This is a genomic window from Pseudomonas sp. SLBN-26, from assembly GCF_006715895.1.
Classification (GTDB): Bacteria; Pseudomonadota; Gammaproteobacteria; order Pseudomonadales; family Pseudomonadaceae; genus Metapseudomonas; species Metapseudomonas otitidis.
This window is the reverse complement of sequence record NZ_VFOB01000001.1, coordinates 2,096,917-2,111,055: the sequence shown is the minus strand read 5'-3', so window position 1 is coordinate 2,111,055 and position 14,139 is coordinate 2,096,917. Positions and strand designations below refer to the sequence as shown.

12 protein-coding genes are annotated in these 14,139 nt (G+C 63.8%); 1 reads left to right on the top strand and 11 read right to left on the bottom strand.

The features are described 5' to 3' along the window. Window positions 1-49 precede the first annotated feature (49 nt). The 5 genes from ggt to FBY21_RS09725 form a co-directional block, all read right to left on the bottom strand. Window positions 50-1,723, bottom strand: a complete 1,674-nt coding sequence (gene ggt / locus FBY21_RS09745) for a gamma-glutamyltransferase (protein ID WP_074969381.1) — start codon at window positions 1,721-1,723, stop codon at window positions 50-52. 65 nt (window positions 1,724-1,788) lie between these two features. Further along, window positions 1,789-2,523 (bottom strand): amino acid ABC transporter ATP-binding protein, encoded by a 735-nt coding sequence (locus FBY21_RS09740; protein ID WP_044412655.1) that lies wholly within the window; start codon window positions 2,521-2,523, stop codon window positions 1,789-1,791. After that, on the bottom strand, window positions 2,520-3,188 hold the full coding sequence (locus FBY21_RS09735; protein ID WP_164707494.1) for an amino acid ABC transporter permease: 669 nt from the start codon (window positions 3,186-3,188) through the stop codon (window positions 2,520-2,522). The genes FBY21_RS09740 and FBY21_RS09735 overlap by 4 nt, the downstream gene beginning before the upstream one ends. Continuing rightward, the gene (locus tag FBY21_RS09730) at window positions 3,185-3,931 is read right to left on the bottom strand and encodes an amino acid ABC transporter permease (protein ID WP_069565661.1); all 747 of its coding nucleotides are present in this window, start codon (window positions 3,929-3,931) and stop codon (window positions 3,185-3,187) included. The genes FBY21_RS09735 and FBY21_RS09730 overlap by 4 nt, the downstream gene beginning before the upstream one ends. A gap of 156 nt (window positions 3,932-4,087) precedes the next feature. Then, a complete protein-coding gene (locus FBY21_RS09725; protein WP_074969385.1) occupies window positions 4,088-4,996 on the bottom strand; it encodes a glutamate/aspartate ABC transporter substrate-binding protein in 909 nt (302 codons plus the stop codon). Between the two features lie 594 nt (window positions 4,997-5,590). Here FBY21_RS09725 and FBY21_RS09720 point away from each other — a divergent pair. Beyond that, a complete protein-coding gene (locus tag FBY21_RS09720; RefSeq protein ID WP_142010667.1) occupies window positions 5,591-6,292 on the top strand; it encodes a hypothetical protein in 702 nt (233 codons plus the stop codon). 307 nt (window positions 6,293-6,599) lie between these two features. Here FBY21_RS09720 and FBY21_RS09715 read toward each other — a convergent pair. The 6 genes from FBY21_RS09715 to FBY21_RS09685 form a co-directional block, all read right to left on the bottom strand. After that, a protein-coding gene (locus tag FBY21_RS09715; protein ID WP_409563791.1) for an IS3 family transposase occupies window positions 6,600-7,756 on the bottom strand; the annotation gives its coding sequence in 2 pieces (ribosomal slippage) (window positions 6,600-7,493 and window positions 7,496-7,756; 1,155 coding nt in all). 985 nt (window positions 7,757-8,741) lie between these two features. Beyond that, on the bottom strand, window positions 8,742-9,764 hold the full coding sequence (locus FBY21_RS09705) for an ABC transporter substrate-binding protein (protein ID WP_142010662.1): 1,023 nt from the start codon (window positions 9,762-9,764) through the stop codon (window positions 8,742-8,744). A gap of 280 nt (window positions 9,765-10,044) precedes the next feature. Continuing rightward, window positions 10,045-11,196, bottom strand: coding sequence for an ABC transporter ATP-binding protein (locus FBY21_RS09700; protein ID WP_074969387.1), 1,152 nt, complete (start codon window positions 11,194-11,196; stop codon window positions 10,045-10,047). A gap of 19 nt (window positions 11,197-11,215) precedes the next feature. Beyond that, entirely contained in the window at window positions 11,216-12,028 is an 813-nt protein-coding gene (locus tag FBY21_RS09695; RefSeq protein ID WP_044407982.1) for an ABC transporter permease, read from the bottom strand. A 6-nt stretch (window positions 12,029-12,034) separates the two neighbouring features. Continuing rightward, window positions 12,035-12,973 (bottom strand): ABC transporter permease, encoded by a 939-nt coding sequence (locus FBY21_RS09690; RefSeq protein WP_142010660.1) that lies wholly within the window; start codon window positions 12,971-12,973, stop codon window positions 12,035-12,037. Beyond that, a complete protein-coding gene (locus tag FBY21_RS09685; RefSeq protein ID WP_044407977.1) occupies window positions 12,958-13,983 on the bottom strand; it encodes an ABC transporter substrate-binding protein in 1,026 nt (341 codons plus the stop codon). Before FBY21_RS09685 ends, FBY21_RS09690 begins: the two co-directional genes overlap by 16 nt. Window positions 13,984-14,139 lie beyond the last annotated feature (156 nt).

Genomic DNA, 14,139 nt, shown 5'->3' with positions numbered 1-14,139 from the left:
CATCCGGGCCGTGCCAGCCCGCCGCCCGGTCGGCGGCGGGCCGCCTGGGTCAGTGTTTCACCACCCGGCCGACACCACGGCCGCGAGGGTCGGAAGCGGTTTCCAGGGTGCTGCCATCGACGCGGATGGCCTGGATGTCGCCCATGTTCCAGCCCTGGTCCTCCAGGGTGTAGCCCATGGCCTTGAGCTGCTCGGCCACCGGCCCGGTGAGCGGGGCGTGGGCGTCGTAGTAGATCGTGTCCTTGGGCAGCAGCTGGTGATGCACGCGCTGGGCGGCCACGGCCTTCTCCAGGGGCAGCTTGAAGTCGTAGACGTTGTTCAGCACCTGGAAGATCGAGGTGAAGATGCGCGAGCCGCCGGGGGTGCCGAGCACCAGGCTGACCTTGCCGTCGCGGGTGACGATGCTCGGGCTCATGGAGGAGAGCATGCGCTTGCCGGGTTCGATGGCGTTGGCGTCGCTGCCGACCACGCCAAAGGCGTTGGCCACGCCGGGCTTGGCGCTGAAGTCGTCCATCTCGTCGTTGAGCAGGAAGCCGGCGCCCTTGACCACCACGCCGCTGCCGAAGTCCCAGTTGAGGGTGTAGGTGTTGCTGACGGCGTTGCCCTGGGCATCGACGATGGAGAAGTGGGTGGTCTGGTGCGGTTCCAGGCCGGGGCGGACCTTCTCGGTGGCGGAGATGGCGCCGGGGTTCACCTCGCGGGCGCGCTGGGCGATGTAGGCCGGGTCGGTCAGCTGCTGCACCGGCACCTTGGAGAAGTCCGGGTCGCCCAGGTAGTCGGCGCGGTCGGCGAACACGCGCTTCTCGATCTCGGCGAGCAGGTGGATGTAGCGCGCGGAGTTCAGCTCGACGCCTTTGAAGTCGGCGGCGCGGGCTTCCTTGATGCCGATCAGCTGGGCCAGGGCGATGCCGCCGGAGCTGGGCAGCGGGGCGGTGTAGAGGGTGTTGCCCTGCCAGTCGATGCGCATGGGCTCGCGCCACTTGGCGCGGTAGCCGGCCAGGTCTTCGGCGCTGATCAGGCCGTTGTCCTGTTTCATCTGGGCGACCAGCAGCTGGGCGGTCTTGCCCTTGTAGAACTCGTCCGGGCCGTTGGCGGCGATGCGTTCGAGGGTGCTGGCCAGCTCCGGCTGCTTGAAGGTCTGGCCGGGCTTGAGGGTGCCGAAGTAGTCGTTGAAGTTGGTCTTGCCGTTGAACAGGGCGAGGGCGTCCTCGCGATACTGGTACTGCTGCTGGGCGACCTTGAAGCCGTTGCGGGCGTAGCCGATGGCGGGGGTGATCAGCTCGCTCCAGGGCTTGCTGCCGAAGCGCTGGTGGGCCTCCCACAGGCCCATCACGGTGCCGGGTACGCCGGCGGCACGGGCGCCGACCAGGCTGAGGTTCTCGATCACTTCGCCCTTGTCGTCCAGGTACATGGTCTTGCTGGCGGCCTTGGGGGCGATCTCGCGGTAGTCGAGGAAGTAGGGCTTGCCGTCCATGTACAGCGTCATGAAGCCGCCGCCGCCGATGTTGCCGGCCTCGGGGTAGGTGACGGCGAGGGTGAAGGCGGTGGCGACGGCAGCGTCCACGGCGTTGCCGCCGGCCTTGAGGACGTCGGCGGCGACCTGGGCGCCGTAGCTGTCCGGTGCGGCGACGGCGCCGCCTTCAAGGGGCGCGGCGAGGACGCTGCCGTGGGCGGCGGCCAGGAGCAGGCCGAGGGCGAGGGGGCTGAGGCGCTTCGAGTGCATGACGGGTTCCCTGTTGTTGTTGTGAAGAGGGGAAAGGCCCCCGGCAGGCCGGGGGCGGTGAGGCGTCAGTGTTGCAGGATCTTGGCGAGGAACTGCTGGGCGCGGTCGGAGCGCTGGCTGACGTCGCCGAAGAACTCGTCCTTGGCGCAGTCTTCGACGATCTGCCCGCGGTCCATGAAGATGACCCGGTCGGCGACCTTGCGGGCGAAGCCCATCTCGTGGGTCACGCACATCATGGTCATGCCTTCCTGGGCCAGCTCGACCATCACGTCGAGCACTTCGTTGACCATCTCCGGGTCCAGCGCGGAGGTGGGTTCGTCGAACAGCATCACCACCGGGTCCATGGCCAGGGCGCGGGCGATGGCGACGCGCTGCTGCTGGCCGCCGGAGAGCTGGCCGGGGTGCTTGTGGGCGTGGGCCTTGAGGCCGACGCGGTCGAGCAGCTTGAGGCCCTTGTCCAGCGCTTCGGCCTTGCCCCGGCCGAGGACCTTGACCTGGGCGATGGTGAGGTTCTCGGTGATGGACAGGTGCGGGAACAGCTCGAAGTGCTGGAACACCATGCCGACGCGGGAGCGCAGCTTGGGCAGGTCGGTGTTCTTGTCGGCGATGGAGGTGCCGTCGACGATGATGTCGCCCTTCTGGAAGGGTTCCAGGGCGTTGACGCACTTGATCAGGGTGGACTTGCCGGAGCCGGACGGGCCGCAGACCACGACCACTTCGCCCTTCTTCACCTCGGTGCTGCAGTCGGTCAGCACCTGGAAGTCCCCGTACCACTTGTTGACGTTCTTGATGGAAATCATACGGCTAACCTTTTCTGCAGGAGTTTGACCAGCTGGGAGGCGATGAAGCTGATGCTGAAGTAGACCAGGCCGGCGAAGATGAGGAACTCATGGGGCTGGCCGATGATGTCGCCACGGGAACGGGCGGCATTGAGGAAGTCCATCAGGCCGACGGTGTACACCAGCGAGGTGTCCTGGAACAGGATGATGCTCTGCTGCAGCAGCAGCGGGGTCATCTTGCGGAAGGCCTGGGGCAGGATGATCAGCCGCATGCACTGGCCGTAGGTCATGCCCAGGGCCTGTGCCGCGCCCATCTGGCCCTTGGGGATGGCCTGGATGCCGGCACGGACGATCTCGCAGAAGTAGGCGGCCTCGAACATCATGAAGGCCACCAGGCACGAGGTGAACGCGCCGACCGGGGTGTCCTCGCCGGTGATCCAGCGCAGGATGAAGGGCACCGCGAAGTAGAACCAGGTGATCACCAGCAGCAGCGGGATCGAGCGGAAGTAGTTCACGTACAGCCCGGCGATCTTCGACAGCAGCGGGTTGTGGGACAGGCGCATCAGGGCCAGCAGGGTGCCCAGGGCGACGCCGCCCAGCACGCCCAGCACCATCAGCTGCAGGGTCATCAGCAGTCCGTCGGCGAGGCCGGGAAGGGCGGGGATGATCGCGGAGAAATCCATCATTTACCCCCTACGGCGATCAGGCCGGGCACGGCGACCTTCCGCTCCACCAGACGCATGAGCAGCATCAGGCTCATGTTCAGGGTGAAGTAGATGAGGGTGGCCAGGGTGAAGGCTTCGAACAGGTTGGCGGAGAACTCGGCGGTCTGCTTGGTCTGCGCCAGCAGCTCCATCAGGCCGATCAGCGAGGCCACCGAGGAGTTCTTGAAGATGTTGAGGAACTCGCTGGTCAGCGGCGGAATGATGATGCGGAAGGCCTGCGGCAGCAGCACGTAGCGGTAGATGGCCGGCAGGCCGAAGCCCAGGGCACGGGCGGCGCCGAGCTGGCCCTTGGGCAGGGCCTGGATACCGGTGCGCACCTGCTCGCAGACGCGGGCAGCGGTGAACAGGCCGAGGCACACGACCACGCTGAGGTAGGCGGAGGTGGCCGGGTTGAGGTCCTGCTTGAACCAGATTTCCAGCGGTTCGGGCAGAAGGTCCGGTACCAGGAAGTACCAGAGGAACAGCTGCACCAGCAGCGGTACGTTGCGGAAGATCTCCACGTAGGTGGTGGCAATGCCGGACACCAGGCGGTTCGGCACGGTGCGCATCACGCCGAGCAGCGAGCCCAGCAGCAAGGCGACGATCCAGGCCACCAGGGCGATGGCGATGGTCCAGCCCAGGCCGGTGACGAACCAGTCCAGGTAGATTTCATCGCCGATGCCGGTGGACTTGAAGAATACGCCCCAGTCCCAGTTGTAATTCATCAGGGTGGTCCCCTCAGGGTCTTTGTCGGTCTGCGGTTGACGGCAGCGGAAGGGGGCGCCCCCTGCCGCTGGCAGGGGGACGGGACGAAGGCGGCGTGGTACGCCCGTTCGCCCTCACGCCCGGCCTGCCTCCTTGTGGGAGGCGGGCGCAACAGGTCAGATTTCTTCGGCCGACTTGTCGGTGGGGGTGGCGATCAGCTTCTTCAGCTCGTCGCTCATGGGGAAGTTCAGGTTCAGGTTCTTCGGCGGGATGGGCTGGGTGAACCACTTGTCGTAGATGCCGTTGATCTCGCCGGAGGCGAAGACGTCGGCGATGGCCTTGTCGACCACCTTCTTGAAGGCTTCGTCGCCCTTGCGAACCATGCAGCCGTAGATCTCGTAGGACTGCGGCTGGCCGGTGACGACCCAGTCGTCGGGCTTCTTGGCCTTGGCCATCTCACCGTAGAGCAGGGCGTCGTCCATCATGAAGGCGACGGCGCGGCCGGACTCGAGCATCAGGAAGGACTCGCCGTGGTCCTTGGCGGAGATGATGTTCATGCCCATCTGCTTCTCGGCATTCATGGACTTGAGCAGGCGCTCGGAGGTGGTGCCGGCGGTGGTCACCACGTTCTTGCCCTTGAGGTCGGCGAAGTCGTTGATGCCGGCGGTCTTCTTCGACAGCAGGCGGGTGCCGACTTCGAAGATGCCGACGGAGAAGTCGACCTGCTTCTGGCGCTCGAGGTTGTTGGTGGTGGAGCCGCACTCGATGTCCACGGTGCCGTTCTGCACCAGCGGGATGCGGGTCTGGGAGGTGACCAGGTTGTAGCGGACCTTCAGGTCCGGCAGGGCCAGCTCCTTCTTCACGGCTTCGACGACCTTCAGTTGCAGGTCATGGGAGTAGCCGATGGGCTTGCCCGGCTCGGTGCCGAGGTAGGAGAACGGGATGGAGGCGTCACGGTGACCGAGGACGATGGTGCCGCTGTCCTTGATCTTCTTCAGGGTGCCGGTCAGTTCGTCGGCGATGGCGGGAGCGGAAATCAGGGTCGCAGCGATGGCGGCGGCCAGAACCTTGGGAAGGGTACGCATGTGTTTCAGTCCTCGACTTTGTTTGTTCTTATCGGCGCGATGCGGTTTTCGGCGCCGTCGGGGATCTGTAATGGCAGGATGCGTGCCATCTGTATGGTGTCGGGATTTGTTTGTAACTAGTTGAATTTATTGGTTTTTATTTTTATGGGTGGTTGGGCTTGGAAGGGCTTTGTTCGGTGGTTCGGATATTGGAGGGAAAGGCGTTCGGTTATCCGAACGTAGAGGGTGGTGTTTTCAGGGCCACATTTCGAGAACAAGCTGATCATCGAGTTCTGCTGGTGTTTTCTGTTTCGCCCTCCCGGGCGAGTCCCTTTTCCAATCGCTGGATCGCCAGCTCGGTGAAAAGGGACCAAAAAACTTGCCCCTGCATCCGAACTAGGCGTCCCCGTCCGACTGCTGCGAAATTCCATCTGACCTGACCGGCTGATCGCCTCAGCCTTGATCAGTGATTGCATTCGATCTGACCAGTAATTGCATGTCAGTTGACTACCCTGCCCAAGGGCAGGGTGAATATCATCAAGTCAGTATTTTCTGAGGCAAGACGATCTCTAGAAAAGCCGGGACTATTCACCCTTACATTATGGGAGCGCCACAGTGGAAGAACGATGGAGGGTTTTCGCCTATGAAAAGGATCGAGACCTAAGCAAGTTACTTAAAGCATGGATCGAATCGGTGCGGCGATACCAGAGAGTATTTCCTGGAGACAAAAGCTGGTGGTACAACGAGCGAGCCACGCTTAGCACACTCGCCGGTGCAGCCTGGAGCCTTCCGGGCTGGATAGCGCTGGAAGAGTTCAGCACCAAGAAGAGGGGGAAGATTCCCTCTCCTTCAGTCGAATCAGGTGAGCTCCGGCCAGGGCGCTGCGATCTGCTTATCTCTAATCAGAGATTGTCGTATGCCATTGAGGCCAAGCAGGCATGGCAGCGTATAGGGCGCAACGGGTCCGGGTTGAATACCATGCGCAAAGCTCAGCGGGCGGCCTGGCACGATTGCTGGTATCTCAAGGGCGAGTCGAATCGACGGCTTGCAGTGACATTCGTGGTCCCAACTATTCGTATGAAGCAAGCTCAAGGTGATCGAGTAGATGGCATTTGTCAGCAGACGGTCGACGAGATTGTCCAGCGTTGGTTAGAGGACTGCGGTGATTTCTCCAGTACCCCGAACCGCAGAACGTCATACGCCTGGATCTTCCCTAAACAAGGAAAACATGTGCAGGAGTCACAGGCGCACTTCCCTGGCGTTGTAATGATCCTCGAAGAAATGCTTGATCACACCACTCGCCCGTCAGCTCCATAACTACAGAAGGATGAGAATAAATGAGCTGGATTCCCCCTAGATCGGAAGTTCTCCAGGTGCTTGGACAAGCAGGCAGAGAGCTAACTGTTTCGTTCATCGTGGGCGGCATCCCGCTGCTAATGTTTGCCCCGACGAACCAAGCTTTGAAAGAGCTGATCAATGCTAGCTTGACTCCGATCCCCCTTATGAAGTGGTACGCATGCTTGATGATTCCGCTTTGTATAGGAGCGTGCTTTGCAAAGTTCATAAACATGCGTAGAGGTCGGATTCTGAATATTGGTCTGTCCCGGGACTGGTGGACAGGTAGTTAAGAGCTACTGCTCGCATTTCGCCGCTCAAACTCCATCGGACTGAGATAGCCCAACGTCGAGTGGCGACGGCGGTGATTGTAAAAGCGGATGTAGTCGAACAGGTCGGTTTTCGCCTCCTGGTAACTGGCGTAGCGAGTCAGGTACACCCGCTCAGCCTTCAGCGAACGGAAGAAGCTCTCCATCGCGGCGTTGTCCCAGCAGTTCCCCGGACGTGAATGGCTGGGCACGATTCGATGTCGCCGAAGCAAGGCCTGGTAGTCGTACGCGCAGTATTGGCTGCCACGATCCGAGTGCAGCAGCACTTCTTTTTTCGGCTGTCGACGTGCAACGGCCATCTCCAGCGCGGCATGTACCAAAGCCTGCTGCATGCGGTGGTGCATCGCCCAACCGACGACAGCGCGTGAATAGAGATCGAGCACGACGGCCAGATATAGCCAGCCTTGGGCCGTCCGCACGTAGGTCATGTCCGAGACCCAGTGCCGATTGGCGCGATCCGAGGCGAACTGGCGATCCAGATGGTTCGGGGCAATCGGCAGAGCATGACGACTGCTGGAAACCAGCCGCCAACGCTTGCGCGAACGAACACGCAGGCCGGCTTCGCGCATCAGTCGAGCGACTCGGTGTCGACCACACGCATGCCCCATGGCCGCCAACTCGGCCTTGATTCGGCGATGGCCATAGATCCCATTCACCTCATGGTGGATGGTGCGGATCTCCTTGCTCAGACGCCGATTCGCCATCTCTCTCGCCGAAGGTGGTCGCTGCTGCCATGCATAGAAGCCGCTGCGGGATACCCGCAGCAGCCGACACATTGGCGCTACGGGATAGCGACCGGCCAACGCCTCGATGGCGCGGAACTTCACTTCGTGGGCTGCGAGAAGATGGCGAGCGCCTTTTTTAAAACATCGCGCTCCATGGTGACCTGAGCCAGTTGCTGGCGTAGACGACGCAGTTCCGCGCTCTCGCCTCGCTGCTTGCCGTTGCCCGGAAAGGCATCGTCACCTTGCTGCTCGTACTGGCGCTTCCATTTGCCCAACAGGCTTTCAGCGATGCCCAGCGTCTCGGCTACATGACGAAGCGGCGTGCCTGCAAGTACCTGGTCTACCGCCTCGCGTTTGAAGGATTCGGGAAAACGTCGTCTGGTCTGGGTCATGAACACTCCTTGCGGTGGACATTATCCACCTAAAGTCAGTGTCCACTCAGCGCGGGACAGACCATATCACCAAGTATGTCTTCGGCATTTTGAGTGACGCTGCAGGCACCATGGCAAGCGCTATTCAGTTGGCTCTTGGTGCAGCATTGGCCTTCTTGGTCATTTGGCGATATGCCGAGCCTGAAACCCTTACAGCCCCAAATGCTCTGGGCCTGATAGTTACGATCCTCTCCATGCTTTTCTTCTCGGTCATGCTCTCTCTATTTCTCCCGATGTTCCGAAACCCTCGAATGTCAGGACGGAAGTGAGCTGTCTGGGCTGGCTGAGCAAGGAAGCCGCCTCATGGGCGGCTTCTTTGTATTTGCTTAGGGGGAATTGGCTCTGGCTTGTAACGAGCTCTGCCTGAGTCCCACCTGGCTGGCTCGTTGAGCGTGAGCATCCGTACTTGCTCTGGCCCATTTCGTTGGTGGTACCCGGCGCTTATAGCCGCCAGGGTTCGATCTCAGCCAATTGCGTTCTGGTCAAATCTCATGCACATGACTTGTCAGGTCGGATGCAGTTGAGTGGTCAGCTCATTGCAATTTCACAACTGCGTCGGGTCCCCTCCCTCCCTCCATCGTCATTCCTGGGACCGGCGGGGGCCTCCCACTCGACGGGCTATCCCTGGCCCGTCAGCGCTCTCGCGACTTCCATGTCGCTCAGCCCCCTGACTCGCTTCGCTCGCCCTTCGGGCCAGCCTTTAGCTGTTACTTCGCTTCGCTGCGTTTCATGACGATTCCGCTCGGCCTCCTGACGGGGCACTGTCCCCGCCCCACCATTTGGAGTCGGGCAGCAGCGCAGTGTGCGCTCATGACGTGCTGATGGAGTGCCAGGAACAAGGAACGGTCACCGCCAGACGCGCTGTGAAGGGCTGCATCAAAAGCCAGGGGCGGGCGCTGACGGAAGCGGCTGCAGCCCGCCCTGACGGCGGGCTGCGGGGAGGGGGTCAGTGGGCCTGCCAGGCGTTCCAGCGCTGGGCGATGGTTTCGCCGTGGTCGCGCCAGTATTTGAAGTTGAGGGTGATCTGGCCGTCGCGGTGGGCGCTGGGCAGGTCGGCGGCGAGGTCGGCGGGGATCTGCGGGAGGCTCTGCAGGTTCACCGGGGTGTAGCCGGTGGCGACGGCGAAGTCGGCCTGCGGCTTGATGCCGGTGGCGAAGCCGAGGAAGCGCTTGGCGGCATCGAGGTGCTTGGCGCCACGGGGGATGACGAGGAAGTCCCCGGTCACCAGGTTCTGCTCCCAGCCGATGGCCACCGGTGAGCCGGAGCGCTTGAGGGCGGTGACGCGACCGTTCCAGAACATGCCGAGGCTGGCCTGGCCGGAGCTGAGCAGCTTTTGCGATTCGTCGCCGTTACCCCACCAGACGATGTCCTGCTTGATGGTGTCGAGCTTCTTGAAGGCGCGATCCAGGTCCAGCGGGTAGAGCTTGTCGGCGGGTACGCCGTCGGCCAGCAGGGCCATTTCCAGCACGCCGGGGCTCGGCCATTTGTAGAGGGCGCGCTTGCCGGGGTAGGCCTGGGTGTCGAAGAGGCTGGCCCAGCCCTGCGGGGCCTTGACGTGGCGTTCGGTGTTGTAGCCGAGGATGAAGGAGAAGTAGAACGAGCCCACGCCGTAGATGGTGACGAAGCGCGGGTCGATGTTGCGCTGGGCGATCTGCTTGAGGTCCAGGGGTTCCAGCAGGCCTTCGCGGCCCAGGCGCAGGGCCTGGTCGGCCTCGACGTCGATCACGTCCCAGGTGACGTCGCCGGCCTTGATCATCTGCCGCAGCTTGTCGTAGTCGGTGGGGCCGGCCTGGTTCACGCGGATGCCGGTTTCCTGCTCGAAGGGCTTGGCCCAGGCGGCTTCCTGGGCGGCCTGGGTGGTGCCACCCCAGCTGGTGAAAGTGAGCGTCTGTTCGGCGCTGTGCGGGGTGAGGCCGGGGAGGGCGGCCAGGAGGAGGGAGAGCGCCAGTGTGATGTTTTTCTTGTTCATGATCCTGTCCCAGGATGGATTTCCATGGTCGACTCGCGGCGCCAGGGGCGCGGAGGCAAGGCTGGCCAGGATGAACCCGGGGCTGGATCTCGTCCGGGAGATCATGATGGCCGGCGCCACTATCGCACTCCGCGAAGGGCTCTAGAAGGGGCGCGGGAGCCTCTTTGTCCGACAATTGAAGCAGTTCGCGATTGGTGACGCCGAGCGCACTTTTCGCGCCGTTCCTGGCGGCCACGAGGGGCCTGGAACGGACCGGGGCGGCCATGCCGCCCCGGTGTGTTCAGTGGCTGCCAGCGGCCTTGTTCAGGTCGCTTTCGTTCCACTCGGTGTAGACGCAGGCATCGGCGGTGGCCCAGCGCACGCACACGGCATCGCCGGGCTTGAGCGGCATGCCGGCGGCGGAGAGCGCCTTGACGGTGAGCGCGGTGCCGCCGTCGGTGACCACGCTGCAGGTCTGGCTTTCGCCAAGGAACAGCACTTCGCTGACGCGGGCGCGGATCTGGTTCCAGCCGGCGGCCAGGGGCTCCTGCTCGGCCTGCTGGAGGCTCAGGGCCTGGGCCTTCTCCGGGCGCACCATCAGCAGCACGTCCTGGTCCTGGGTGAGGTTGGCGGTGAGGCGGATGGCCAGCGGCTGGTTCTCGAAACTGGCCACGGCGTTGCCCCGGGCCTTGAGCCGCAGGAAGTTGGAGTTGCCGAGGAAGGAGGCGACGAAGGCATTCGGCGGGTTCTGGTAGAGGTCGTAGCCGCTGCCCAGCCCGACGATGCGGCCGTGGCTGAAGATGGCGATGCGCTGGGACAGGCGCATGGCTTCTTCCTGGTCGTGGGTGACGTAGACGATGGTGATGCCGAGGCGGCGATGCAGCTGGCGCAGCTCGTCCTGCAGGTCTTCACGCAGCTTCTTGTCGAGGGCGCCGAGGGGTTCGTCCATCAGCAGGATGCGCGGTTCGTAGACCAGTGCACGGGCGATGGCGACACGCTGCTGCTGGCCGCCGGAGAGCTGGGCGGGGCGGCGGTGGGCGAAGGTGTCCAGCTGCACCAGCTTGAGCATGGCGTCGACGCGGCGTTCACGCTCGGCGCGGGGCATCTTGCGGATGTCCAGGGGGAAGCCGATGTTGTCGCGCACCGAGAGGTGCGGGAACAGCGAGTAGCGCTGGAACACCATGCCGATGTCGCGCTTGTGCGGCGGCACGTTCACCAGGGACTGGCCGTCGACGAGGATTTCGCCGCTGCTCGGGGTCTCGAAGCCGGCGAGCATGGACAGGGTGGTGCTCTTGCCGGAGCCGCTGGAGCCGAGGAAGGTGAGGAACTCGCCGTCCTTGATGTCCAGGTTGATGCTGTCCACGGCGGTGAAGTCGCCGTAGTGCTTGTTCAGGTTGCGCAGGCTGACCAGGGTCTTGTCGGCCTGGTGAGCGGGATCTTTGACTGCACTCATGGGGGTACTCCTGGGCGCCTCAGGCGGCGCGAATCTCGTTGCGCCGACGCAGTACGGCGGCGATCACCATGACCAGTACGGAGAGGCCGATCAGCAGCGTCGAAGCGACGGCGATCACGGGTGTCAGGTCCTGGCGGAGGGTGGTCCACATCTTGACGGGCAGGGTCTGCAGGGTCGGGCTGGCCATCATCACGCTCAGCACCACTTCGTCCCAGGACACCAGGAAGGCGAACAGGGCGCCGGCGACCATGCCGGGGCGGATCGCCGGGAAGGTGACCCTGAACACCGCCTGCAGGCGCGAGGCGCCGCAGATCACCGCTGCATCCTCGATGGACTGATCGAACAGCTTCAGCGAGTTGATGATGGAGATGATGGTGAAGGGCAGCGCGACGATCACGTGGCTCACCACGAAGGCGAACAGGGTGCCGGTGAAGCCGAGCTTGAGGAACAGCGCGTAGACGGCCACGGCGATGATCACCAGCGGCACGATCATCGGCAGGGTGAACAGCCCGTAGAGCATCTCGCGGCCGGGGAAGCGCCCGCGCACCAGGGCGAAGGCGGTCGGCAGGCCGAGGGCGACGGCGCAGACGGTGGTCAGCACGGCGACCTTGAGGCTGGCCAGGGCGGCGTTCATCCAGTCGGGGTTGGAGAAGAACTGGCCGTACCACTTCAGCGTCCAGCCCGGCGGCGGGAATACCAGCCACTGGGACGAGCCGAACGACAGCAGGACGATGAACAGGATCGGCAGCAGCAGGAACAGGGCGATCACGCCGGTGACGCCGTAGAGGCCCAGGCGCATGCGCAGGCTCATGGCGGAGGGGGTCAGGAGCATGTCGACTTACCTCGCGTTGCTGGCACCCACCGGGGATTCCGGCTGGAGCTTCAGGTAGACGTAGAACAGCACCAGGGTGATCAGCACCAGCAACGCGGCGGCGGCACTGGCCAGGCCCCAGTTCAGGAACGACTGAACCTGCTGGATGATGAATTCCGGGAGCATCATGTTCTGCGCACCGCCGAGCAGGGCCGGGGTGACGTAGTAGCCCAGGGACATGACGAAGACCATCAGGCCGCCGGAGAACAGGCCGGGACGGCACAGCGGCAGGAACACCCGGAAGAAGTTGGTCCAGGGGCTGGCGCCACAGACCGAGCCGGCCTGCAGGATCATCGGGTCGATGGCCTGCATGGTGGCCTGCAGGGGCAGGACGATGAACGGGATCATGATGTAGGTCATGCCGATCACCACGCCGGTCAGGTTGTGCACCATCTCCAGCGGCTGGTCGATCACGCCCAGTGCCATCAGCACCTTGTTGATCACCCCGGAGGCCTGCAGCAGCACCAGCCAGGAGTAGGTGCGGGCCAGCAGGCTGGTCCACATCGACAGCAGCACGATGTTCAGCATCCAGCGGCCCCAGCCGCGTGGCACCAGGGTGATGGCCCAGGCCAGGGGGAAGCCCAGCAGCAGGCTGAACAGGGTCACCAGGCCCGCCACCGAGAAGGTGTTGATCAGCACCCGGGAGTAGGCCGAGTTGGCGAACAGCTGGGCGTAGTTGCCGAGGCCGGGCTCCGGCTCCAGCACGCCGCGCAGCAGCAGGCCGATCAGCGGGGCGAGGAAGAACAGGCCGAGGAACACCAGGGCCGGGCCGAGGTTGCCGAAGCCCTTCCAGCGTTGTGCGAGGCTCGGGCCTTGGTGGGCGGCCGCGCCACCGGCAGCGCGGGCTGCGCTACCGGTGGCGGGCTGACGGGGCATGCTCGCCGTCATTTTCATTTGACCAGCCATTCGTTCCACCGTGTGGCGATGGCCGGACCGTTCTTGGCCCAGTAGGCGAAGTCCAGGGTGACCTGGTCGCTGGCGTAGGCGGTCGGCAGGTTGGGGGCCAGTACGGAGTCGAGGCGCTGGACGCTGTCGACGTTGACCGGGGCGTAGGCGGTGAGGTTGGAGAAGTCGGCCTGGCCCTTGGCGCTGCTGGCGTTGGCCAGGAACTTCATGGCCGCGTCCTTGTTCTTGGCGCCCTTGGGGATGACCAGGAAGTCGGCCATGACCAGGTTCTGCTTCCAGCTCACGCCCACCGGGGCGCCGTCTTCCTGGAGGGCGTAGATGCGGCCGTTCCAGAACTGGCCGAGGGTGGCTTCACCGGAGGCCAGCAGTTGCTGGGACTGGGCACCGCCGCCCCACCAGACGATGTCCTTCTTGATGGTGTCGAGCTTCTTGAAGGCGCGGTCCAGGTCCAGCGGGTAGAGCTTGTCGGCGGGCACGCCGTCGGCCAGCAGGGCCAGTTCGAGCACGCCGGGGCTCGGCCATTTGTAGAGGGCGCGCTTGCCGGGGTAGGTCTTGGTGTCGAACAGGGCGCTCCAGTCCACCGGCTTGTTGGCGCCGAGCTTGCCCTCGTTGTAGCCGAGCACGAAGGAGAAGAAGAAGGAGCCGACGCCGTGGTCGGAGACGAAGCGGGGGTCGATCTTGTCGCGCTGGATCTGGGTGAAGTCCAGGGGCTCCAGCAGGCCTTCGGCGGCAGCACGCAGGGCGAAGTCGGCTTCCACGTCGACCACGTCCCACTGGACGTTGCCGCTCTCGACCATGGCTTTCAGCTTGCCGTAGTCGGTGGGGCCGTCCTGCACGACGGTGATGCCGCTGGCCTTGCTGAACGGGTCGGCCCAGGCCTGCTTCTGCGCATCCTGGGTGGTACCGCCCCAGCTGACGAAGTTCACGCTCTCGGCCGCCATGGCTAGGGTGCTGGCGGTTCCCAGCAGGCCGGCGATCAGTGCGGCAGATACACCTTTTTTCAACACCATTGTGACGCCCTCATTTGTTGTGTTTGTGAGCGGGCTGCTACGCCCGCTTTTCGGGAGCAGTGGGGTCCATCGGAGCCTGTGTGGCGACCGTGCCAGGGGCCTGATATCACGCTGTCCGTGACGGGTTCGCCTGGCTGAAACTGTTCGGTCTACGGA

Coding starts and splice junctions, on each gene's coding strand:
- FBY21_RS09690 (WP_142010660.1), bottom strand. CDS start 12,973: ATGGCTGGTCAAATGAAAATGACGGCGAGCATGCCCCGTCAGCCCGCC.
- FBY21_RS09700 (WP_074969387.1), bottom strand. CDS start 11,196: ATGAGTGCAGTCAAAGATCCCGCTCACCAGGCCGACAAGACCCTGGTC.
- FBY21_RS09725 (WP_074969385.1), bottom strand. CDS start 4,996: ATGCGTACCCTTCCCAAGGTTCTGGCCGCCGCCATCGCTGCGACCCTG.
- FBY21_RS09695 (WP_044407982.1), bottom strand. CDS start 12,028: ATGCTCCTGACCCCCTCCGCCATGAGCCTGCGCATGCGCCTGGGCCTC.
- FBY21_RS09685 (WP_044407977.1), bottom strand. CDS start 13,983: ATGGTGTTGAAAAAAGGTGTATCTGCCGCACTGATCGCCGGCCTGCTG.
- FBY21_RS09730 (WP_069565661.1), bottom strand. CDS start 3,931: ATGAATTACAACTGGGACTGGGGCGTATTCTTCAAGTCCACCGGCATC.
- FBY21_RS09740 (WP_044412655.1), bottom strand. CDS start 2,523: ATGATTTCCATCAAGAACGTCAACAAGTGGTACGGGGACTTCCAGGTG.
- FBY21_RS09705 (WP_142010662.1), bottom strand. CDS start 9,764: ATGAACAAGAAAAACATCACACTGGCGCTCTCCCTCCTCCTGGCCGCC.
- ggt (WP_074969381.1), bottom strand. CDS start 1,723: ATGCACTCGAAGCGCCTCAGCCCCCTCGCCCTCGGCCTGCTCCTGGCC.
- FBY21_RS09735 (WP_164707494.1), bottom strand. CDS start 3,188: ATGATGGATTTCTCCGCGATCATCCCCGCCCTTCCCGGCCTCGCCGAC.